23 protein-coding genes and 3 tRNA genes are annotated in these 23,032 nt (G+C 31.5%); 16 read left to right on the plus strand and 10 right to left on the minus strand.

Going from position 1 to position 23,032, the window contains the following annotated elements; genetic code table 11:
* Nucleotides 1-461 precede the first annotated feature (461 nt).
* Complete coding sequence (locus ACFQ1O_RS04930) at nucleotides 462-1,967, minus strand: OmpP1/FadL family transporter (RefSeq protein ID WP_377713960.1); 1,506 nt, start codon at nucleotides 1,965-1,967, stop codon at nucleotides 462-464.
* A 73-nt stretch (nucleotides 1,968-2,040) separates the two neighbouring features.
* The gene (locus ACFQ1O_RS04935; protein WP_377713962.1) at nucleotides 2,041-3,096 is read right to left on the minus strand and encodes a hypothetical protein; all 1,056 of its coding nucleotides are present in this window, start codon (nucleotides 3,094-3,096) and stop codon (nucleotides 2,041-2,043) included.
* Nucleotides 3,097-3,198: 102 nt separating this feature from the next.
* On the opposite strand from ACFQ1O_RS04935, the gene proS reads away from it, so the two are divergent.
* The 5 genes from proS (at nucleotide 3,199) to ACFQ1O_RS04960 (ending at nucleotide 5,824) form a co-directional block, all read left to right on the plus strand.
* Nucleotides 3,199-4,683: a proline--tRNA ligase gene (gene proS / locus ACFQ1O_RS04940; RefSeq protein ID WP_377713964.1), complete on the plus strand. Its 1,485-nt coding sequence runs from the start codon at nucleotides 3,199-3,201 to the stop codon at nucleotides 4,681-4,683.
* A gap of 75 nt (nucleotides 4,684-4,758) precedes the next feature.
* Nucleotides 4,759-4,830: transfer RNA gene (locus ACFQ1O_RS04945), tRNA-Glu, on the plus strand.
* Nucleotides 4,831-4,866: 36 nt separating this feature from the next.
* Nucleotides 4,867-4,938, plus strand: a tRNA-Glu gene (locus ACFQ1O_RS04950).
* A 29-nt stretch (nucleotides 4,939-4,967) separates the two neighbouring features.
* A complete protein-coding gene (rpsT, locus tag ACFQ1O_RS04955; protein WP_377713966.1) occupies nucleotides 4,968-5,219 on the plus strand; it encodes a 30S ribosomal protein S20 in 252 nt (83 codons plus the stop codon).
* A 68-nt stretch (nucleotides 5,220-5,287) separates the two neighbouring features.
* On the plus strand, nucleotides 5,288-5,824 hold the full coding sequence (locus ACFQ1O_RS04960; RefSeq protein ID WP_377713968.1) for an isochorismatase family protein: 537 nt from the start codon (nucleotides 5,288-5,290) through the stop codon (nucleotides 5,822-5,824).
* Between the two features lie 54 nt (nucleotides 5,825-5,878).
* On the opposite strand, the gene rho is transcribed toward ACFQ1O_RS04960, so the two are convergent.
* Nucleotides 5,879-7,477, minus strand: a complete 1,599-nt coding sequence (gene rho / locus ACFQ1O_RS04965; protein WP_377713970.1) for a transcription termination factor Rho — start codon at nucleotides 7,475-7,477, stop codon at nucleotides 5,879-5,881.
* 286 nt (nucleotides 7,478-7,763) lie between these two features.
* On the opposite strand from rho, the gene ACFQ1O_RS04970 reads away from it, so the two are divergent.
* The 6 genes from ACFQ1O_RS04970 to ACFQ1O_RS04995 all read left to right on the plus strand — a co-directional run bounded on the left by ACFQ1O_RS04970 (nucleotide 7,764) and on the right by ACFQ1O_RS04995 (nucleotide 14,223).
* Entirely contained in the window at nucleotides 7,764-8,174 is a 411-nt protein-coding gene (locus tag ACFQ1O_RS04970; RefSeq protein ID WP_377713972.1) for a DUF4293 domain-containing protein, read from the plus strand.
* A gap of 105 nt (nucleotides 8,175-8,279) precedes the next feature.
* Complete coding sequence (locus ACFQ1O_RS04975; protein ID WP_377713974.1) at nucleotides 8,280-9,512, plus strand: M48 family metallopeptidase; 1,233 nt, start codon at nucleotides 8,280-8,282, stop codon at nucleotides 9,510-9,512.
* A gap of 41 nt (nucleotides 9,513-9,553) precedes the next feature.
* Entirely contained in the window at nucleotides 9,554-10,033 is a 480-nt protein-coding gene (locus ACFQ1O_RS04980; RefSeq protein ID WP_377713976.1) for a leucine-rich repeat domain-containing protein, read from the plus strand.
* Between the two features lie 167 nt (nucleotides 10,034-10,200).
* Nucleotides 10,201-12,405 carry a RelA/SpoT family protein gene (locus tag ACFQ1O_RS04985; RefSeq protein WP_377713978.1) on the plus strand — a complete coding sequence of 735 codons (2,205 nt, stop codon included), beginning with the start codon at nucleotides 10,201-10,203 and terminating at the stop codon, nucleotides 12,403-12,405.
* A gap of 81 nt (nucleotides 12,406-12,486) precedes the next feature.
* Nucleotides 12,487-12,930, plus strand: coding sequence for a Fur family transcriptional regulator (locus tag ACFQ1O_RS04990; protein ID WP_377714784.1), 444 nt, complete (start codon nucleotides 12,487-12,489; stop codon nucleotides 12,928-12,930).
* A 21-nt stretch (nucleotides 12,931-12,951) separates the two neighbouring features.
* The gene (locus ACFQ1O_RS04995; RefSeq protein ID WP_377713980.1) at nucleotides 12,952-14,223 is read left to right on the plus strand and encodes an adenylosuccinate synthase; all 1,272 of its coding nucleotides are present in this window, start codon (nucleotides 12,952-12,954) and stop codon (nucleotides 14,221-14,223) included.
* 63 nt (nucleotides 14,224-14,286) lie between these two features.
* On the opposite strand, the gene ACFQ1O_RS05000 is transcribed toward ACFQ1O_RS04995, so the two are convergent.
* On the minus strand, nucleotides 14,287-14,982 hold the full coding sequence (locus tag ACFQ1O_RS05000; protein ID WP_377713982.1) for a hypothetical protein: 696 nt from the start codon (nucleotides 14,980-14,982) through the stop codon (nucleotides 14,287-14,289).
* 69 nt (nucleotides 14,983-15,051) lie between these two features.
* Here ACFQ1O_RS05000 and ACFQ1O_RS05005 point away from each other — a divergent pair, with 69 nt between their 5' ends.
* The 4 genes from ACFQ1O_RS05005 to ACFQ1O_RS05020 all read left to right on the plus strand — a co-directional run bounded on the left by ACFQ1O_RS05005 (nucleotide 15,052) and on the right by ACFQ1O_RS05020 (nucleotide 19,576).
* Nucleotides 15,052-15,936, plus strand: a complete 885-nt coding sequence (locus tag ACFQ1O_RS05005) for an RluA family pseudouridine synthase (protein ID WP_377713984.1) — start codon at nucleotides 15,052-15,054, stop codon at nucleotides 15,934-15,936.
* A gap of 89 nt (nucleotides 15,937-16,025) precedes the next feature.
* Nucleotides 16,026-16,958 carry an alpha/beta hydrolase gene (locus ACFQ1O_RS05010; protein ID WP_377713986.1) on the plus strand — a complete coding sequence of 311 codons (933 nt, stop codon included), beginning with the start codon at nucleotides 16,026-16,028 and terminating at the stop codon, nucleotides 16,956-16,958.
* Nucleotides 16,959-17,537: 579 nt separating this feature from the next.
* Nucleotides 17,538-18,800 (plus strand): DUF819 family protein, encoded by a 1,263-nt coding sequence (locus ACFQ1O_RS05015; protein WP_377714786.1) that lies wholly within the window; start codon nucleotides 17,538-17,540, stop codon nucleotides 18,798-18,800.
* 86 nt (nucleotides 18,801-18,886) lie between these two features.
* Nucleotides 18,887-19,576: a DUF4369 domain-containing protein gene (locus ACFQ1O_RS05020; protein WP_377713988.1), complete on the plus strand. Its 690-nt coding sequence runs from the start codon at nucleotides 18,887-18,889 to the stop codon at nucleotides 19,574-19,576.
* Nucleotides 19,577-19,730: 154 nt separating this feature from the next.
* Here the strand turns inward: ACFQ1O_RS05020 and ACFQ1O_RS05025 are convergent.
* The 6 genes from ACFQ1O_RS05025 to ACFQ1O_RS05050 all read right to left on the minus strand — a co-directional run bounded on the left by ACFQ1O_RS05025 (nucleotide 19,731) and on the right by ACFQ1O_RS05050 (nucleotide 22,309).
* Nucleotides 19,731-19,804: transfer RNA gene (locus ACFQ1O_RS05025), tRNA-Thr, on the minus strand.
* Nucleotides 19,805-19,863: 59 nt separating this feature from the next.
* Nucleotides 19,864-20,130 (minus strand): hypothetical protein, encoded by a 267-nt coding sequence (locus ACFQ1O_RS05030; protein ID WP_377713990.1) that lies wholly within the window; start codon nucleotides 20,128-20,130, stop codon nucleotides 19,864-19,866.
* 49 nt (nucleotides 20,131-20,179) lie between these two features.
* Nucleotides 20,180-21,148: a type I phosphomannose isomerase catalytic subunit gene (locus tag ACFQ1O_RS05035; protein WP_377713992.1), complete on the minus strand. Its 969-nt coding sequence runs from the start codon at nucleotides 21,146-21,148 to the stop codon at nucleotides 20,180-20,182.
* A gap of 3 nt (nucleotides 21,149-21,151) precedes the next feature.
* On the minus strand, nucleotides 21,152-21,562 hold the full coding sequence (locus ACFQ1O_RS05040) for a 6-pyruvoyl trahydropterin synthase family protein (protein WP_377713994.1): 411 nt from the start codon (nucleotides 21,560-21,562) through the stop codon (nucleotides 21,152-21,154).
* Nucleotides 21,562-22,080, minus strand: a complete 519-nt coding sequence (gene idi / locus ACFQ1O_RS05045; RefSeq protein ID WP_377713995.1) for an isopentenyl-diphosphate Delta-isomerase — start codon at nucleotides 22,078-22,080, stop codon at nucleotides 21,562-21,564. The genes ACFQ1O_RS05040 and idi overlap by 1 nt, the downstream gene beginning before the upstream one ends.
* A 64-nt stretch (nucleotides 22,081-22,144) precedes the next feature.
* Nucleotides 22,145-22,309: a hypothetical protein gene (locus tag ACFQ1O_RS05050; protein WP_377713997.1), complete on the minus strand. Its 165-nt coding sequence runs from the start codon at nucleotides 22,307-22,309 to the stop codon at nucleotides 22,145-22,147.
* A gap of 358 nt (nucleotides 22,310-22,667) precedes the next feature.
* On the opposite strand from ACFQ1O_RS05050, the gene ACFQ1O_RS05055 reads away from it, so the two are divergent.
* Nucleotides 22,668-23,015, plus strand: a complete 348-nt coding sequence (locus tag ACFQ1O_RS05055; RefSeq protein ID WP_377713999.1) for a fructose 1,6-bisphosphatase — start codon at nucleotides 22,668-22,670, stop codon at nucleotides 23,013-23,015.
* The last annotated feature ends 17 nt before the right edge of the window (nucleotides 23,016-23,032 follow it).

Genomic DNA, 23,032 nt, shown 5'->3' on the forward strand with positions numbered 1-23,032 from the left:
AAAATTATATATATAGAAAACAATCAGCAAAAAGAATTTAAAGCTAACTTCTCGCTTAAAAGATAAATAGCATTCTTTTAGATGAAATAAAAAAATACCCGATATCGGGTATTTTTTTATTCAGTAAACTTACGTATATTTATAACATGCTTAATTACAAGCATATAAAGTAATTTTTTTGGGGTGAAAAAACCACTAGTTTGTAAACTAGTGGTTTTTTTTTATAATAACAAATTGTACCTTAAAGCTAACGTAATAACCAACAAAGTGTAGTGGCTTACCTGTTAAGTATTTACCAACTAAGAACCACAGGAGATATTTATACCCTTTTCTATTTAGCTAATCTTACATATAGTATTTGACAACCTAACATTTGAAACTAAAAAAGCCACCTCTAATGAAATGGCTTTCTATGTTTTGTATTACATACAACACTTCTTTTCAATGTTTTTAACACATAGTTAAAAACTATAACTTAAAGTTGCTGTTACATTGGTATTGGTACTATTTACAGTAGCGGAATTAGTTAAACCAGTATCGTATAGCTGATGATTGACATCTTGTTTTGTTTGTGCATAAGCAATATCTAATTTAGTTCTTCCAAAATTATAACCAAATCCTAGAGAAAAGCCAGTTAAATCATCTATTACACTGGTATCTTTATATGGGCTTTCTTCGAAACGATATCCACCGCGCAAACTCCAGTTAGCAACTCTATACTCTGCTCCAATTTTATATGAAGAAGCACCTGTTAAATTATTATTTATAAAAGAATTTGCTGTTACAAAATCTCTTGTTGGCTTCATTTTAATATTATTATAATCTTTATAATTATAATCAAAACTTAACAACCCTTTTTTAGCAAAAACTACCGCTGCACTTGCCGTTATATTAGAAGGTGTGCGCAACCTATAAGGCCTAAATATTGTAACCAAGTCATAATTAATAAACCCAATATCTGCATCTGCTAAATTAGAATTAATTCGCTGCGATTGCTCTTCTTCAATTTCATACCATGTTGGTGACTGATAAGATAACCCCAAACGCACATTGTCAAACTTTTTAATAACCCCAGCCTGTAAAGAAACCCCTGCTCCTGTAGATCGTAAATAATTATCGAACACAACAAATTCTAAATTAGAAGACGCTTCGTAACCATTCTCTCTTATTCTAGAATTACGCTCTGTAAAAATAGTGTGTACATTAAGGTTTGCTCCAAAATACCAATCGTCTTGAAATTGCCCTGCCACATTAAAATTAAACTTACCTACATTACCGTTGCTAGCATAAAAATACTCTTGATACACTGTGTTATCTATTGTAGCAGTTGGCACATAAATTGTTCCTAAGGGATCATTTGCATCTTCTGGATCTATTATACCCCCATAATATCCTAAAAAGGCCTGCTGATAATTATAACCTAATTGAGAAGCTATGTTTAAATAAGCCTCTTCTATATATTCACCAGAAAGTATTTGTATATCTTGAAAAGCCAATCCGTTAGCATGGCTTAAGAAATATGCATTAATAGAATTTGGACTTTGACCTGCAAAGAAGTAATCTTGATCAAAATTTTGAGTTTGTTGATAGTTTAATCCAAAAGTTACTTTTTTCCAATTACTTTCTTCATCAGTATTATTCAATACAAAAACTCCTCCTCCTTGATTTATAGCCAATCTGGAAGTACTCGTATTTGTTTGTGTATTAAAATATTTCGCATCATTTTCTTTTGTGTTTACTCCTAAAGAGAATGCCACTAAACTATTTTTAAAAACTGCACTTCCTGCAGGGTTTACATTTATAGCACTTAAATCTCCTCCTAAAGCACCAAAAGCACCAGACATTGCTTGATAGCGTGCAGAGCCCAGATCTACATCATTACTATACAACAATGCATCTTGGACAGTTTGAGAAAAACCAAAACCTATTCCTAAAAAAGACAGAATTACTAAATATTTATTTTTCATATGATTATACTTTTCATAAAAATAGCTCCACTATTTATCTGATAGCAGAGCTATTTGTATTTATTTTTATCTATTACATTCTTCCTCTTCTCGAAGATGAACCCCTTGTTGATGAGCCTCTACTAAATCCGCTACTTCTTGGCGAACTATAAGATCTAGGTGTGCTACGTGGAGTATTGTATCTAGGCGTAGAACGTGGTGTAGATCTTGGAGTATTATATCTTGGTGTACTTCTAGGAGTAGACCTTGGTGTAGAACGAGGAGTACTTCTAGGTGTTGTTCTTGGTGTGTTGCTTCTAGGGGTCACACTACGTGGTGATGTTCTAGGCGATGTACTTCTTGGAGTTACACTTCGTGGTGACGTACTTCTTGGCGATGTTCTTGGAGAAGTACTTCTCGGTCTTACACTGCGCGGAGATGTACTTCTTGGTCTTACATCTGAAATTCTTCTAGATGTTGCTCTTCTGTTAGTATTTCCAAATCTACCTGCATAAGCATTGTTATATGCACCTCTTCTTCCGTTAACAAAAGCATAATTTCTTCTGTAAAATCCATTATTATAATATCCTCCATAATATCCCCCGTAAAAACCTGGACCGTAATAAGCATAAGGATGGTAAAAACCTACAGGTGCACAAGCACCCCAACCCCAATTACTATAAAAAGGGTGGTTCCAATTAGACCAACCAAAACCTACATAAAAACGAGATCTCCAATTCCAATAAGGGCTACCCCAACCCCAATTAGGGTTGTTATTATATACGTTTACGGTAACATTATCTCCTGCATCTTCCCAAGCACTATAACCTCTAGATACTGGCTCGTCTTGTACAACAACTGTTTGAGAACTATAACTATCTACATCTGTAAATACTTCACCTTCATCTTCAACAACATCTCCATATTCGTTTATAGTTCTACCAAAATATTCTTCGTAATATTTTGCGTTAGTGCTCTTATTTTCTACGTATTTTTCTTTATTAACAACAACAGTTCTTGTTTCTGAACTATAAATACCATCATCATCGTAAGATGCTGACTGATATGAACCGCAGGAAATTAATAGTAAACCACTTAAACTTGTTAGTAAAAGCAGCGCTTTGTTCTTAAAAAAGTTATTATACTCCATATCTTCTTAATTTATATTGTTGAACATAACAAAAATAGTTAGTTTTGCCTAAACTATTTTTACATTTAACATAGACACAATATTTGTGCCAAACTACAGTATATGAGTAAGAAATTACCTAAAAGGAGCGAAGATTTTTCATTATGGTATAACGAACTAGTTAAAAACGCTGGTTTAGCCGAAAATTCAGGCGTTAGAGGTTGTATGGTAATTAAGCCTTATGGCTTTGCCATTTGGGAACTAATGAAAGACCAATTAGATAAAATGTTTAAAGAAACTGGTCACCAAAATGCCTATTTCCCCATTTTTGTTCCTAAAAGCTTGTTTGAAGCTGAAGAAAAAAATGCTGAAGGTTTTGCCAAAGAATGTGCGGTTGTTACACATTATAGACTAAAGAACGATCCAAACGATGCTTCCAAACTAATTGTTGATCCAGATGCTAAATTAGAAGAAGAGCTAATTGTTCGTCCTACTTCTGAGGCAATAATTTGGAATACATATAAAGGATGGATTCAATCTTATAGAGATTTACCTATACTTATTAACCAATGGGCTAATGTAGTTCGTTGGGAAATGCGTACAAGATTATTTTTACGTACTGCTGAATTTTTATGGCAAGAAGGGCATACTGCTCATGCAACTAAAGATGAAGCCATTGCTGAAGCAAAACTAATGCATAATGTATATGCTAAATTTGCTGAAGAATGGATGGCCATGCCTGTTGTAAAAGGATACAAAAGTGATAGTGAACGATTTGCAGGTGCAGATGACACCTTCACTATAGAAGCTTTAATGCAAGATGGAAAAGCACTGCAAGCTGGAACATCGCATTTCTTAGGGCAAAATTTTGCTAAAGCATTTGATGTAAAATACGAAACTTCTGAAGGAGGAAAAGAATATGTTTGGGCTACTAGTTGGGGAGTATCTACTCGTTTAATGGGAGCCTTAATTATGAGTCACTCTGATGATGAAGGATTAGTATTACCACCTAAATTAGCTCCATACCAAGTAGTAATTGTTCCTTTTTTAAATAAGAAGAAACAAGAGCAAAACGAAGTACTTTTAGCAAAAGCTAATGAAATAAAAGACGAACTAGCTCAATTTGGTATTCGAGTTCAAATAGACACAGATGAAACCAAACGACCAGGATTTAAATTTGCTGAATACGAATTAAAAGGATATCCTGTACGATTAGTAGTTGGTCCTAGAGATTTAGAAAACAATCAGGTTGAGATTGCTAGAAGAGATACAAAAGAAAAATCGTTACAATCTTTAGACGGAATTGGACAATATGTAAATGATTTATTAGTAGAAATGCAAGAAAACATTTTTAGTAAAGCATTAAACTATAGAAACAATCATATTACTGAAGTTAATACTTTTGATGAATTTAAAGATGCAATTGAAAATAAAGGCGGTTTTGTTTCTGCTCACTGGGATGGGACGGAAGCTACTGAGGATGAGATAAAAAACTTAACAAAAGCCACTATTAGATGTATACCTTTAGATGCTAAGGAAGAAGCTGGAACCTGTATTTTAACTGGTGCTCCGTCAAATAAAAGAGTACTTTTTGCTAAGGCATATTAATTTTTTTAAAAAAAATCTTTTTTGTTGTTGCAATAGTTAAAAATAGTTGTATTTTTGCATCCGCATTACAGCAATGGCCCATTCGTCTAGTGGTTAGGACGCCAGGTTTTCATCCTGGAAACAGGAGTTCGATTCTCCTATGGGCTACGAAAGTAGCAGACAAAGCTACACAATAAACATTATGGCCCATTCGTCTAGTGGTTAGGACGCCAGGTTTTCATCCTGGAAACAGGAGTTCGATTCTCCTATGGGCTACTTTTTATTTAAAAAATAAATTTAATAAAATGGCAAATCACAAGTCGGCATTAAAGAGAATTAGAAGTAACGAGACTAAAAGGTTAAGAAATAAGTACCAGCATAAAACTACTCGTAACGCTATGAAAAAATTACGTGCGTTAACAGATAAGAAAGAAGCTGAAACTTTATTCCCTTCTGTTGCCTCTATGCTTGATAAGTTAGCTAAAAACAACATTATTCACAAGAATAAAGCTGCTAACTTGAAATCAAACTTAGCTAAGCACGTAGCTACTTTATAATAAGTATTTACTTCATAATATACAGCCTAATCGTATTGATTAGGCTTTTTTTAGTTTATAGCTATTTAATGAAAAAGGCACTACTTATAATAGACATGCAAAAGGGTTCTTTTACATCTAAAACCCCTAGGCACGATTCAGAGAATATTATTAAAAGGATTAACCCATTAAGTGAAGAGTTTTGCAAACAAGGTTTACCCGTAATATTTATTCAGCATGATGGTACTAAAGAAAATGAGTTCATTCCAAACACAACAGAATGGGAAATATTAAACTCATTAAACATCCCCCTAAATTCTTTTTTTGTTCAGAAATATGCTAATGATATTTTTTACCAATCTAAACTTAAAGAAGTATTAGACAATCTGAATATAACCGAACTATTTATTACAGGCTGTGCAACAGATTTTTGTGTAGAATCAAGCATACAATCCGCAATTACAAAAGATTACGATTTAACTATTATAGCTGACGCTCATACCACTGGAAACAGACCTCATATTAGAGCTTCTAAAATAATAGAACACTATAATTGGGTTTGGCAAAACATGATTCCTACCAAAGGAAAAGTACAAGTAATAAAAACACTCGACTTTATTTCATAAAAAAAGAGACACTTAAATAGCATCTCTTTTCTATAAAATATATTATTTTAATTTCTATCCATTCATAGAAATTAAAAACTCTTCATTATTACGAGTTCCTTTAATTCTATCATTAATAAACTCCATAGCTTCTACCGGGTTCATATCTGCTAAATACTTACGCATTACCCACATACGCTGAACTGTTTTATCATCTAATAAAATATCATCTCTACGAGTACTAGAAGAAATCAAATCAATTGCTGGGAATATTCTTCTATTAGCTATTCTTCTATCTAATTGTAACTCCATATTACCCGTTCCTTTAAATTCTTCGAAGATAACCTCATCCATCTTAGAACCTGTTTCGGTTAAAGCAGTAGCAATAATAGACAACGAACCTCCACCCTCTATATTACGTGCAGCCCCAAAGAAACGCTTTGGCTTATGCAATGCATTAGCATCTACACCACCACTTAATATCTTACCAGAAGCTGGCTGAACTGTATTATAAGCTCTAGCTAAACGCGTGATAGAATCTAACAAGATTACAACATCATGGCCACACTCTACTAATCGTTTTGCTTTTTCTAAAACAATATTTGCTATACGTACATGCTCATGCGCTTCTTTATCGAATGTAGAAGCTACAACCTCTCCTTTTACATTACGCTGCATATCAGTAACCTCTTCAGGTCTTTCATCTATTAATAAAATTAACTGATACACCTCTGGATGGTTTGCCGCAATTGCGTTAGCAACATCTTTCAACAACATTGTCTTACCCGTTTTAGGCTGCGATACAATCATACCACGTTGCCCCTTTCCTATAGGCGAAAACAAATCAATAATTCTTGTCGATATAGTACTCTGTCTATCTGCTAAATTGAATTTTTCTTCTGGAAACAATGGTGTTAAGTGCTCAAACGAAACACGATCCCTGACTACATTCGGATCTAAACCGTTAATTTTTTGAATCTTGATTAAAGGAAAATATTTCTCCCCTTCTTTTGGAGGTCTTACATTTCCTAAAACAGTATCTCCTGTTTTTAAACCAAATAAACGAATTTGCGATTGAGATACATATACATCATCTGGAGATGACAAATAATTATAATCAGAAGAACGCAAGAATCCATACCCATCTTGCATAATATCTAAAACTCCTTCACTCTCAATAATAGCATCAAACTCAAAATCTGGTTCTTTATAACGGTTACGATTATCTCTATTACCGTTTTTACCCTTATGCTGATTATCTCTTTTATTTTTATGATGATCACGTTTTTGATGCGGCTTATTTTGTTGCTGCTGATCTTTTTGTTTATGATCTTTTTTCTGTGGTCTCTTATCATCAGAAGATCGTTCTTTATGATCTTCTTTAACTTCCTCTTTAACAAGAGTTTCTTCTTTAACTGGCTCAGCTTTCTTATCAGATGCTGGTGCAGCTTTTTCTCTACTAACTCTTGTTCTTTTTGGTTTCTTCTCTACAGAAGAAGCTTCTTTTTTAGTCGCTGTCGTTGGAGTAGACTGATTAGATTCTGCTTGTACATCTAAAATTCTATATACTAAATCTAACTTTTTTAAAGATCTAAACTTAGGTATACTTAATGCCTTAGCTATTTCTTGTAAGTCAGCTAATTTTTTTGCCTTTAATTGATCTATTTCAAACATGTATTACGTGTAAAATGATAGTTTTTGAAAATCCCCTGAAGTGTATTTACAGAAAATGGGATTTTAATTTTGAAGAAAAATAATGTGCTTCTGCACTATTCTTATACATGCAATTATACAACTTTTATTTTATTCCATTTAATTTTATCTCATTTTTTTAGTAAGAACGACACTATCTTTCATTTTTTTAGCCATACACAAAAAAAAGCTACTGAATTTCAACTCATTACAACTTTATTGTATTTAGATAACAATTCTTTTATTAGAATTGTTATTTTTGCCTACGATGATACAACGTATTCAAAGCATATATTTATTACTAGTTGCTGTTATTGCGGGTGGACTACCATTTGTTTTTAGCTTATGGAAAAACACAAGCGACGCTACTATATACGCAATAAATCAACCTTTAATTTTAGGTTTGTTTATAGTTTCTGCTATTATGAGTTTAGTATCCATTTTTATGTTTAAAAACCGTAAGTCGCAATTTGTTATTAACCGACTTAACATCATATTAAATTTTATATTACTAATAGTTTTAGTGTATCAGTCTCTAAGTTTATCCGGAGAAGCAGAAGTTTCTGAGAAGGGTATTGGGATGATTCTTCCTATAGTTTCTATCGTATTATTAGTCTTAGCAAATAAGGCTATCAAAAAGGACGAAGATCTTGTAAAATCTGTAGACAGGTTGCGTTAAAACTATATCTTAGTATTATTAGTGCGTTAAAATCCGAAAGCTACTAGCTTTCGGATTTTTTTTTCAAAAAAAATTATCGTTAATATTGCTTATTAAACAAATACCATGCAAGCTCAGACTCTATTTTATATCATTATAGGAATCTTAATTTTCGACTTTTTATTAGATTCTATTTTAAATGCATTAAACGCAAAACACTTTAATGACGAATTACCCGAAAAACTAAAAGATGTTTACGATATTGAAGAGTATAAAAAATCTCAAGCCTATAAAGCCACTAATTATTCTTTCGGAAAACTTAGTAGTATTTTTTCATTAGTACTTACCCTAATATTTTTATTTATTGACGGCTTTAAGCTAATTAACGATTATGCCCAACAATTCACCAACGACCCAATTCTAGTCGCATTAATATTCTTCGGAATTATAATGCTTGGAAGTGATATACTTACCACTCCATTTGCTTACTATCAAACTTTTGTAATTGAAGAAAAATTTGGGTTCAACAAGTCAACCAAAAAACTATTTTTTACAGACAAACTGAAAGGATGGCTCATGAGTATTATTTTAGGTGGAGGAATTTTAAGTCTTATTATTTGGTTTTATGAATTTGCCGGTAAAGATTTCTGGGTTTACGCTTGGGGATTGGTTACTTTTTTTAGTGTTTTTATGAATCTGTTTTACACCAAATTAATTGTACCTCTCTTTAATAAGCAAACTCCTTTAGAAGAGGGTAGTTTAAGAGACAAAATAGCGCAATATGCTAACACTGTTGGGTTCGAGCTTAAAAATATTTACGTAATAGATGGTTCTAAACGTAGCACTAAAGCCAATGCCTATTTTTCTGGTTTTGGCAACCAAAAACAAATTACATTATACGACACTTTAATTAATGATTTAGAGGAAGATGAAATTGTTGCTGTACTTGCACATGAAGTAGGTCATTATAAAAAGAAACATATCATTTACAATCTTATTTTATCAACTATTATAACTGGTTTTACTTTGTGGTTATTATCTGTATTTGTAAGCAGCCCTGTTTTATCTCAAGCTTTAGGAGTAAACACTCCTACTTTTCATGTAGGGTTAATTGCTTTTGGTTTACTTTACAGCCCATTATCTGAACTTACTGGAATTGTCATGAATTTACTATCTAGAAAATTTGAATACCAAGCAGATAATTATGCCAAAGAAACCTTTAACAGTAAAGATTTAATTAGCTCACTTAAAAAGTTATCTAAAAACAGTTTAAGCAACCTTACCCCTCACCCATGGTATGTATGGTTTCATTACTCTCACCCTAGTTTGTTACAGAGAATTACGAATTTAAATAGATAATTTACATTTAAGCTATATATTTTTTTTGGGATATTATAAATATGAAAAAATCTATCTTTTTACTTATATCAATAATCTTTATCTCTTGTGCTAGCGTAAAAAAGTATGAAAATATTGAATTAGATTTATCAAACCAAAACCTTGTAAAACTTCCAGATGATATTCTTAAATACAAGAAACTAGAAGTACTAAACCTTAGAAATAACAATTTCAATCAGTTTCCAAAACAAGTATCATCATTACCGAATCTAAAGAGGCTTTTTTTATCTAGTAATCATATTGATTCAATACCTATAGAAATCCTAGAAAATAAAGAACTTGTAGTTTTATATCTTGACGATAATAACATCTTAAATTTTAGAAATTTAAAACCCATGCAAAAGCTTAGGATTATTTCTATTACTCATAATCCTATTAGAACTAAGGAGAATATAGAATGCTTAATCCCTAAAGAAGCACAAGTTCTTTATGGAAATGAATTCCCTACCATTAAAGGGAGTGATTGCAAAGAAACTAAATAAGCCACAAAACTATATACTAATACTTTTAGAAATAATAAATACTCATTTTCAAGTATATTTTTCTCTAATTCCCCTTCATAACTTAGCCTATAATATTTTTATTCATAGCTATAAACATTTCTCAATTCTCTATTGCACAACTCTAAGACTTGTTTTATCTTAGTTTTATGACAGAAGTAGAGATAGAAAAGGAAAATGCGGCTATTGCTGCCGAGTATAGAAAACTATTACGTATTAGTTACCAATCGCTTACAGCAGAAGACAAAAAACTAATTCGTTTAGCTTTCAACACAGCTGTAGATGCTCATAAAGACCAACGCAGAAAAAGTGGAGAAGCTTATATTTTTCATCCAATTGCCGTTGCTAAAATTGTTGCAGCAGAAATTGGACTGGATGCTACTTCAATTGCTGCAGCTTTATTACATGATGTGGTAGAAGATACCGATTTTACTTTGTCTGACATGGAGCGTTTGTTTGGCACTGCAGTAGCTAGAATTGTAGACGGTCTTACAAAAATATCGAACCTTCAAAAAGATACAGACGTCTCTTTACAGGCAGAGAATTTTAGAAAAATGCTATTAACTCTTAATGAAGATGTAAGGGTTATTATTATTAAAATTGCCGATCGTTTACACAACATGCAAACAATGGCTTCTATGCCGCCTCACAAACAAGTTAAAATTGCTTCTGAAACGTTATATATTTATGCTCCTCTAGCTCATAGAATGGGGCTTTACAATATTAAAACCGAACTAGAAGACTTGAGTTTAAAATATACCGAACCAGAGGTATACAACGATTTACTTAACAAAGCTGAAGACTCTAAAGAAGAACAAAAAGCTTATATAAAGGTTTTTAACGATTCTTTAAAAAGCACGTTAGATGCTTCTGATATTGAATACGAAATAAAAGGTCGACCTAAGTCTATTTTCTCCATAAGAAAAAAGATGTTAAAACAAGGTGTCACCTTTGAAGAGGTATACGATAAATTTGCTGTAAGGATAATCTATAAATGTGAGCAAGACCAAGAGAAATTCATGGCTTGGAAAATTTATTCTATCGTTACCGATAATTACAGGCCCAACCCAGTCCGTTTAAGAGATTGGATTTCTTCTCCTAAATCTACTGGTTACGAAGCATTGCATATTACTGTTATGGGACCTAAAGGACGTTGGGTAGAAGTTCAAATTCGTTCAGAACGTATGAATGAAATTGCCGAAAAAGGATATGCAGCTCACTATAAATATAAACAAGGAAAAGAAAAAGATGGAGGTTTAGACGAATGGTTAGCTAAACTACAAGAAGCTCTAGAAAATCAAGAGGTAAACGCTGTAGACTTTGTAGAACAGTTTAAACTAAACTTATATGCCAAAGAAATATTCGTATTTACTCCAAAAGGAGATTTAAAATCACTTCCAAAAGGAGCCACACCATTAGATTTTTCTTTTAGTATACATACACAAGTAGGGTTAAAAACTAGAGGTGCTAAGGTTAATGGAAAATTAGTTCCGCTAAGCCATGAACTAAAAAGTGGCGATCAGGTAGAAATCATCACATCAGAAAATATTAAACCTACCGCCAATTGGTTAGACTATGCTACTACAGCAAGAGCAAAATCTAAAATTAAGTCATCTTTAAATGAAGAGAAAAAACAAATTGCCTCTGAAGGAAAAGAAATATTAAGGCGTAAACTAAAACAACTTAAAATTACCCTTAATGACAAATCTATCAATCAGTTAGTATCCTTTTTGGGATACAAAACAAGTTTGGACTTGTTTTATAGAGCTGGTTTAGGAAATATAGATAACCAAAAACTAAAAGAGTTTGCTGCAGAGCGAAATAATGCTATACTTGGTTTCTTTAAAAAGCGAATGCGCAAGCAACAAACTACAGAAGATGTAGTAAAAGAAGTTATAACACATAAATATGACAAGCTAGTTTTTGGTAAAGAAGAAGAGAAATTAGAATACAAACTATCGCCTTGTTGTAGCCCTATACCTGGAGATCCTGTTTTTGGATTTATCACCGTTTCTGAAGGTATTAAAGTTCATAAAAACAACTGTCCTAATGCTGTAAGTATGCAAGCTAACTTTGCTTATCGAATTATGAAAGCAAAATGGATAGACTCGTCTCAAGAAGAATATTCTGCCGATTTAACCATATCAGGTATAGATCAAATGGGATTAGTAAGTGATGTTACTAGAGTTATTTCTACGAACATGCATGTAAACATGAAAAAAATTAGCTTCGAATCTAACGACGGTATTTTTAAAGGAAAAGTAACCGTTGTTGTTAAGAACAAAAACATCTTAAACAAACTTGTTGAAAACATTAGAAAAGTTAGTGGTATAGAGAAGGTTACTCGAGATTAAAGCTTTTTATTTTTTGTGATAACTTTTATATCAATAATGCTAAAAATAGTTGTAAATTTGCCCGTTCCAATTTTGTAAATGATGGAAGAAAAAAACAATAATCAAGAAATCGTTAAGAATGTATTTACGAACTACTTAGAAGAAAAGGGACATCGTAAAACTCCTGAACGATATGCAATTTTAAGTGAAATCTATAGCAGCAATGATCATTTCGACATTGAATCATTATACATTATGATGAAAATGAAGAAGTACAGAGTTTCTCGTGCTACTTTATACAACACTATAGAGTTACTGCTAGATTGTAACTTGGTTAGAAAACATCAGTTTGGTGATAATCAAGCTCATTATGAAAAGTCGTATTTTGATAAAAATCACGATCACATTATATTATCTGATGGAGAAGTTTTAGAATTCTGCGATCCAAGAATTCAATCCATAAAAAAAACGATTGAAGAAGTTTTTGATATCGAAATTCACAACCACTCATTATATTTCTACGGAACAAAAAAAAACAAACAATAACAACACACTAAACAAAACACAATGGCAGTAGATTTACTACTAGGTTTACAATGGGGAGACGAAGGCAAGGGAAAAATTGTTGACGTACTTACCGCTAACTACGATATTATTGCTCGTTTTCAAGGAGGTCCAAATGCAGGTCATACTTTAGAGTTCGATGGTATTAAACATGTATTAAGAACAATTCCTTCTGGAATTTTTCACGACAAAGCTATTAACGTAATCGGTAACGGAGTAGTTGTAGATCCGGTTGTTTTTGTAAAAGAATTAGAAGGCTTAGAACAATTTAAAATTGACTATAAATCTAAATTAATCGTATCTAGAAAAGCCCACTTAATATTGCCAACTCACCGTTTATTAGATGCTGCATCTGAAGCTTCTAAAGGAAAAGCTAAAATTGGTTCTACCTTAAAAGGTATTGGGCCAACTTACATGGATAAAACTGGTAGAAATGGTATACGTGTTGGAGATTTAGAATTAGATACTTGGAAAGAAAAGTACCGTTCTTTAGCTAACAAACACGAAGCTATGATTAAGTTTTACGATGTAGATGTACAGTATGACTTAGATGAAATGGAAGAAGAATTCTTTGCTTCTGTAGAAAAACTTAAAGAATTAACTTTTATTGATAGTGAAGAGTATTTAAACCAAGCTATAAAAAGTGGTAAAACTATTTTAGCTGAAGGAGCTCAAGGTTCATTATTAGATATTGATTTTGGAACCTATCCGTTTGTTACTTCATCTAACACTACAGCAGCTGGAGCTTGTACTGGTTTAGGAATTGCTCCTAACAAAGTAAAAGATGTATTTGGTATTTTTAAAGCTTACACTACTCGTGTAGGTTCTGGACCATTCCCTACTGAATTATTTGATGAAACTGGAGCTGAGATGGCAAAAGTTGGTCATGAATTTGGTGCGGTAACCGGTAGACCAAGACGTTGTGGTTGGTTAGACTTAGTAGCCTTAAAATACACTTGTGAGGTAAATGGAGTTACCCAATTAATGATGATGAAAGGTGATGTTCTTTCTGGTTTTGATAAATTAAAAGTTTGTACTGCTTATAAGTACAATGGCGAAACCATTAAGCACTTACCATATAACATAGAACCAGAAAACGTAACACCTATATTTACTGAGTTTGATTGTTGGGAAGAAGACTTAACTAAAATGACCAATCCTGACCAATTCCCTAAAGAATTGAATGATTATATCGATTTCTTAGAGAAAGAATTAGAAATTCCTATCAAGATCGTTTCTGTTGGTCCAGATAGAACACAAACAATTCACAGATAAAAATCTGTATCATATAAAACTTAAACGCTTCTCTTTTGAGAGGCGTTTTTTATTATCCAAAAATTAATCTATTATTATTTTTTCTTTTGACAAAGGTGGTGGCGGTGGAGGCAATATAGAATAATGATAGTTATCTACTACCTGTAAATTAATTGGATATTCAACTCTCAAACGATCAATTGATTTATTACTAACTCTTTTCTTTTCTTTTATAAAACTATAATAGGAATGAACAATTGAGATAAAAACACTATCTCTTTGATAATTATTTTTAATATGACTAGCATTAAATATAATTAAAGAGCTCTTATTCCTCATATTACTTTCCATAAACTCATAATAATTCTTCAATACTTTATCCATTTCTACTTGACTTAACTCTTCATACAACTCATCATTTACTAGCCATTTGAAATCTTTGTTTACACTCATTCTCATTACATCTCTTTTTTTATAACAAAAAATATCACCACAAAAACTCTCAAATATAAATGGTAAGTATACCCCGTAAGTAGACAAGTACATATAAGTATTTAAGCCTTTACCTTTTTTGCAATACTCATCATCTAACTTATCAAATTCCTCTCTAGTTTTTATCGTATCCAAACAAAACACAAAAGCATCTTCTGGTACTTTGTATTTATAAACATGATTAGCTGTTAATGCTTCTATCCTATCTTTTTCTCTTTGTGTATACTCCTTTTTACAAGAAAAAAACATAACACTTAACAACACAAATATTCCTACATATAATTTCATAAAGCTGATTAGTTTTAGAACTAACATTACATCAATAACTATTCCTAAAATTCAATTACCTTTGAATCTATGATTGTACTAGAAAAACATATTGTTCCAACGGGCAATTACCATATTCGAATTCAAGAATATGCAGGTTCTGTATTTAAAAAATTACAATCGAGATCGGCTGTAAAAAAATGTATTGCTAAAAAAGGACTGTATATCAATGGTCAACCAGCACAAACTAGTGACTGGATTAAAGAAGGACAATTAATAGAATTAGTTGCTACAGAAAGTCAATTAAAAAAGGTTTTTCAATTAAATCTAGAAGTAATATACGAAGACGATCATTTAGCTTTAGTAAATAAACCTGCAGGATTCCCTACCAATGGTAATTATTTTAAAACCATTGAAAATGCTTTACCTTTTAACTTAAAAGAAAGCACACTAAAAGACGCTCTTAACCATCCTACGCCTGTACACAGATTAGACAACCCCACCTCTGGTATTTTAATGATTGCCAAAACAAAAGCTACTCAAATTCATTTGCACCAGCAATTTGAACAAAAAGAAATACAAAAAAACTATCATGCAGTGGTAGTAGGTAAATTACCTAAACAAGGAATGATAGAATTTCCTATTGACGGACAAACTGCTTTAACAGGTTATAAAACAATACAGCAAGTTCCTGCTCTGCAAAACGGATATTTAAGTTTAGTAGAATTACACCCAAAAACAGGTAGAACACATCAGCTACGTATTCATCTATCTGAGTTGGGATTCCCTATAGTTGGAGACAAACAATATGCACCAGACAATGTTATGATGCACAAAGGCTTGTTTTTATGCGCCTCCGCTATTGAGTTTACACATCCCATATCTAAAGAAAATATTTGCTTTAACATTTCACTTCCTAACAAATTCAACAGTTATCTAAATCGTGAACACAAGCGATTTACTAAACATAGCTAATAAAAATAAATATTCTTATTTTTACGTTATATGTGTAATAAATTGGCACAACAATTGTCTTTTAATTACAAAAAACACTTTTTCCCTTTATGAAAAACATCATCATACTATTTACAGCTTTATTTTCTGTTATTAGCTTTGCGCAAGATATTATTGCTCAAGATTTACGCGTTAGCGATTATGTAGAAGGCACATTATTGTTACCCAATAATAAAACCAAAACGGTGGCTATTATTATACCAGGTTCTGGTCCTACAGATAGAGACGGAAACCAAAACTTTTTACAGAGCAATTCTTTAAAATACTTAGCTCAAGATATTAGCAATGCAGGAATAGCTACTTTTAGATACGACAAAAGAGCTTTAACCATGCTTAAAAAAGGAGCTTCTGAAAAAAGCATTAATGCTGTTAGGTTTGATGACTTTGTTGAGGATGCTAAAAAAACAGTACAATATTTAAAACGACGAGGCTATGAAAAAATTTATTTTATTGGTCATAGTCAAGGTTCTTTAGTGGCCATGTTAGCTTCTCATAAAGATGTTACTGGTTTTATATCTATAGCTGGTGCAGGAAGAACTATAGATGAGGTTATTATGGAGCAATTAGCCATGATGCTGGTTCCAAAAGAAATGATGGAAAAAGCTCAGAAAACTATTGATATCATGAAAACTGGAAAAACAGATAAGGACTTTCCACCTGCTCTGGCTAATGTTTTTAATTTGCCTTTACAACCCTTTATGATTAATTGGATGAAGTACTCGCCTACTGAAGAAATTAAAAAATTAACCATTCCTACCCTAATTATCAATGGAACTAAAGATTTTCAAGTATCAACAAATGAAGCAGCTCTTTTAAAAAATGCACAACCAGATGCTGAGTATGAAATTATAGAAAACATGAATCATGCTTTGAAAACTGTTGAAAGTGATGATAAACAAGAAAACGCTAAAACTTATAACATGCCTCAGCTAAAAAACACAGAAGGTTTAGCACAAATCATTATTGATTTCATTAAAAAATAAGTCGTTAATAAATCATAAAACCAAAGCAGCTCTTTTTGAGCTGCTTTTTGTATTTTGCAACTTTAACAACCCTATATTAGAATGAAAAAAACAATTATACTCTCATTACTATTTATCGGATTTTTACTATTCGTTAATAGTAGTTTTTCTCAGACAATTACTGTAATGTCTGTAGATGAAAATAGTAATAGTGATTTCAAAATACCTGTAGTTGCAGAAAACATTAAATTTAACGAATTTAATATCCGTTTTCATTCAAATGATTCTTTACTGACTTTTAAAAACGCTATTCTTAATAAAAAATTTTCTTCTGAAAAATTACTCTTCAAAAAAACAAATGGAGGTTATTTAATTAGTTTTAAATCCAAGAAGCAAATTATTATTAACAGTGAAGTAACAGAACTATTTAAATTGGTTGCTAAAGCCGAAAAAAGTTTCCTTAATAAGAAAACAATTTCCTTTGATAGTATTGAATTTAAAAATATAAACGATCCAGTAGCAATAAACCCGATCGTAAAAAAATCTACAGCTTATAAAAAAGTGATTTTTAAAAATGATAATATCATTTTTGGTCTTTTAATGATAGGACTTGGATTCATATTCTATACCGAAGCCAAGAAGAAAGGTTTTTGGACAAAATTCTACAAAATAGTCCCTGGGCTATTCGTTGCATATATGGTTCCTGCAATATTCACAACTACAGGATTGATAGGCCCTGAATGGGATACTATTTCTAGATCAGGAGAATTAGAAGCTCATAAAACTAATATCTACTATATGTCTAGTCGTTATTTATTACCGGCAGCATTGGTATTAATGACATTAAGTATTGATTTAAAAGCTGTATTCAATCTAGGATGGAGAGCGTTAGTTATGTTCTTTACGGGTACTATTGGTATTGTTATAGGTGGACCAATTGCCATCTTACTTATTTCTATTTTCTCTCCTGAAACTGTAGGTGGAGCTGGTTTTGATGCTGTATGGAGAGGATTATCTACACTAGCTGGAAGTTGGATTGGTGGAGGTGCCAACCAAACAGCCATGCTGGAAATTTATCAATACAACCAAAAACTATATGGAGGAATGGTATTTGTTGATATTGTGGTTGCTAATTTATGGATGGCTATTTTATTAATTGGTATCGGAAAATCTAAAAAGATCAATAAATGGTTAAATGCAGATACTTCGTCTATTGAAGCTTTAAAAGAAAAAATGTCTAATTTTAGTGAAAGTGTAAAAAGAAATCCATCGGTTACCGATATGATGATTATGGCTGCGATAGCTTTTGGAACTGTTAGTTTTGCTCATTTAGGATCAGGTTACTTGAGTAGTTTCTTTAAAGATGTGGTTGCAGGAATTTCTAATGACACTACAAGAAACATGTTTACCTTTTTAGGTTCTAGTTTTTTCTGGATGATATCAATAGCTACTTTAATAGCTATTTTATTATCATTCACAAAAGCTAAAAACTATGAGGGTGCAGGAGCAAGTAAATTCGGAAGTGTTTTTATCTATATTCTTGTTGCTAGTATTGGTATGAAAATGGATTTAACTATGATTCTTGATAATACTGGATTAATATTTATTGGATTAGTTTGGATGGCTATTCATGCCTTATTATTAATCTTAGTTGCCAAACTAATTAAGGCTCCTTATTTTTTCTTAGCAGTAGGAAGCCAAGCAAACGTAGGAGGTGCGGCTTCTGCGCCTATAGTTGCTTCTGCATTTCACCCATCACTAGCAACAGTAGGTGTATTGTTAGCTGTATTTGGTTATGCCATAGGAACGTTAGCCGCTATTATTTGTACTATACTCATGCAAATGGCAGCACCAGTTGGGTAAAAAACTCTTAACAAGTTCTATTAATCTTTTACCTCTAAATAAAAAGTTTTTGCATATTTGCATGCATTCTAAAAAAACGAAAAATCATGAATAAATTAGCTTTTATTTTTCTAGTAATAATTACATTATCTTCTTGTAAGAACGAAAATGAAATGCGAATAAACGCAACCATTACAGGCTTAAAAAAAGGAACTGTTTATTTACAAAAAATATCAGATAGCACATTAATAAGCTTAGATTCTGTTATAGTTAACGGAAATGATTCATTTAGCTTGACTACAGAAGTAAAATCACCTGAGTTGTTTTACATATATGTTGATAAGGTTGATGGTACAGATTACAATGATCGTATACAGTTTTTTGGGGAAAAAGGAGAGATTACTTTTAACACGCATTTAGATAAATTAAACGAAAAGGTAATTTTTACCGGTAGTAAAAGTCAAAAAGTATTTGAACAGTATAATAAGGCTATGAAAGCGGTTAACACGAAGTTAGCTCAAACTCAGGTAGAATTATTACAAGCTCAAGCTAATGGTGATGAAGAATTAATGATTGAAGCCGATAAACAACAAATAAAACTTTTAAAATCTAAATATCTTAGAGCTATACAATTTGCTTTAAATAATAAAAGAAGCCCTGTAGCAGCTTATATAGGCGCTAGAGAGATTCCAGAAGCCAATCCTAAATTCTTAGATTCTATTTATAACGGGCTGTCTAAAAAAGCTAAGACTACTATTTATGGTCAGGAATTAAAGCAATTACTTAAACAACAGTAAGAAAGAAATAAACTTTTACAATTAACTAAAAGGAGCTATTAGAAAATTCTAATAGCTCCTTTTTTTAGCTTAAAGATTAATTTTTATATCATTTATCAGCTTAAAATTCTTTATAAAAACAAAAAACCGAATATCTAAAGATATTCGGTTTTTGAGCCGATGAAGGGACTCGAACCCCCGACCTGCTGATTACAAATCAGCTGCTCTAGCCAGCTGAGCTACATCGGCATTGCGGGTGCAAATATAGAATTGATTTTTACATTTGCAAACACTTTTTATGCTTTTTTTTATAAATTATTAATCTTATCAATTAAAGCTCTTCCTCTATCTTCTACAGATTTCTTAATTGCAGTAAAATGTGCTTTTCTATCTTCCACATTCTTAGCGTTTATGCTATCCATAGTCTCATCAAAAGCTACAATTGCTTCGTCAATTATTCCTTCAGATGCTGTTACATCTTTTTCAGGATTTGTTAACTGCCAAACATAAACTGCCTCAATAATATCTCCAAAAACAAAGTTTACGTCTTTTTTTAAATTTTTAATACTTGCCATGATTTTTCTTTTTTTAGCTGCTGCAAAAGTAAGGATAATGCTTTTAGCTTTAAATAAAAACTTCTAAAAGTTTTACATTAGATGTTTTTACATCAAATTCCTTTAATGCCGCTGGAATTAAAACTGTTTCTCCAAAAGATATTTTTTCTTCAAACTCATAACCAGATAGAATAGCTTCTCCCTCTATACACATATAAATAACAAAAGAGTCTTTATCTTTATTATTAATTTCTATATTCGATGTGATATGGAAATAATTTGTTGAAAAATAGTTACTAGACACCATTTGATTAGACTGGTTTTCTTCTGTTTCATAAACCATGCGTTCTCCTCTAAATCCAAAATTAATTGCTTCTAAAGCTTCTCGCTTGTGTAAACGCCTTAATTTTCCATTTGTATCTAATCTATCCCAATCATATACACGGTACGTTATATCTGATGTTTGCTGTATTTCTGCTAATAAAATACCAGCTCCTATAGCGTGAACTGTTCCCGTAGGAATATAAAAAGTATCTCCTTTTACTACAGGAACTTCGTTTAATATTTCTGTTAACGTCTCTTCTTTTAAATGCTTTTTATAGTCAGACTTCTTAATACCATTTTTAAACCCTAAAATAAGCCTAGCAGCAGCGTCTGCTTGAATAATATGCCACATTTCCGTTTTCCCAAATGAATTATGTCTCTTCTTAGCTAAAACATCATTAGGGTGTAATTGTACAGATAAATCTGATGACGCATCTATAAACTTAATTAATAGTGGAAAATTGTTTCTAAATATTTTATATACTGAATTACCTACCAGATCTTCTTTATGCCTTTTAAGTAAATTTTTTAATGTTTCTCCCTTAAATTCACCATTAATTACTTTAGAAATATCTTTTTTAACAGATGAAATCTCCCAACTCTCTCCAATATTTTCTGGAGTAGTTTTCTTTCCCAATACAGAAGATAGTTTAGAACCTCCCCATATTTTTTCTTTTAATATTGGCTCAAATTTTAAAGGATACCATGTAATCATAGGCTATGCAGGATAAGTAACGAAGTTTCTTGGCGTTTCATATAAAGTAATTTTCACATCTAAATTACTTTTAATTTCGGCTCTTAATATATTATATATAACTACCGATATGTTTTCGGCAGTTGGATTTAAATCTTTAAAGTAAGGTAAATCTAGATTTAAGTTTTTATGGTCGAATATTGTTTCTATTTTATCGTGTATTAACTCTTTTAACCATTTTAAATCAACTACAAACCCTGTTTCTTGATCAATTTCACCAGTTACACTAACTATTAATTCATAATTATGTCCATGATAATTAGGATTAGAACACTTATCAAAAATTAATTCATTCTTCTCATCAGACCAATCTTCTCTATAAAGTCTATGAGCTGCATTAAAATGTGCCTTTCTATGTACCGTTACCCTACTCATTAGCTCTTTAAGTGAATATAAAATTTATCGAAAATTATTTTAAACCATTCTGTATACAAATCTGGATTTTCTTTCACATCTTTATATACATCCTCTAAGGGCATCCATTTCCAATTAGCGACTTCGTCTTTATTAATTACTGGTTCTCCTTCATAATTACCCAATAATACATGATCATATTCATGTTCTGTCAAACCGTTGTCAAAAGGTGCTTTATAAATAAATGAAATACTTTCATCTAAATCTGTTACAAATCCCATTTCTTCTTGCAACCTTCTCTTTCCTGCTTCAATATTGGTTTCTCCATCTCTCTGATGACTACAACATGTATTAGTCCATAATCCTGGTGAATGATATTTATGTAAAGCTCTTTGTTGTAGCATTAACTCATTTTTTTTATTGAATATAAAAACTGAGAAAGCTCTATGCAACATGGCTTTTTCATGGGCCTCCATTTTAGGCATTAATCCTATTTGCTCATCGTTTTCATTAACTAATATTACCAATTCTTCACTCATATTTACAAAAGTAAAAAAACCTAAACAAATGTTCAGGTTTTTCTGTAATTATAACAACATCAATTTATTTACTAATAACTATAAACTCAGACCTTCTGTTTAAGTCATGTTCTGCTTCAGAACTCTTTACTCCATCAGCACAGTTGTTAACCAACTCTCCTTCGCATATTGTTTCGTTAAGCAAACCTGCGTTTACTGCACAGTTTTGCGCAGATAGAGAGTTAAACAAAAGAAAAGCCTATAAAAAGAATATAAGCTTGAAAATGCTAGTGATTTTTCTCATAAAAAAGTAATTTTTTTTGAAAGTAAAATATTACAAAAATTAAAAGTAATAACTTTCTTTAAATAATTTACATGTTTTTTAAACTAATAACATTAAGTTAAAAAACACCTTATGTTTTCTTGAAGTAAAAATGAGAATATAGAGTTGATAAGTTAACAATTATTAAGAACCTTACTCTTTTAATCGGTTAAAACAACTTAAATAATCGTTTAAGTGTACAAAATACAGTCTGCTTTGTTAGGTAGCTATAATTTAGCTACATTTACATTATAGTAATAATAGTATACAATTAAGCTATGTAAGTATGGGAAATAAAACTAAACTAACACCTCCAGTAGAAAATGATAACACTTCAAAAATAGAAGCGATAAAAAATCTGATTTTTGGAGAGAATATTGCAGAGTACAATTCTGAATTTGAAGAAATAAAAGCAGACATCAACAAAAAGAAGGCAATACTTGAAGAATTAATTGAAACTACTAGAACAGAATTAAATCAGGCTATTGATAATTTGGGTACTGATTTAAATATTAGAATTACAGAATTAGAAGATACTATTGAAAATAAAATAGAAAATCTTGATGAAAAGAAAGTAGATCGCAAGCAATTAGGTGATTTACTAATTAAGTTAGGGAATAAAATTAGCGAATAATTTACTTTACGTTTTAC

The organism is Pseudofulvibacter geojedonensis (assembly GCF_042675745.1).
GTDB classification, from domain to species: Bacteria; Bacteroidota; Bacteroidia; order Flavobacteriales; family Flavobacteriaceae; genus Pseudofulvibacter; species Pseudofulvibacter geojedonensis.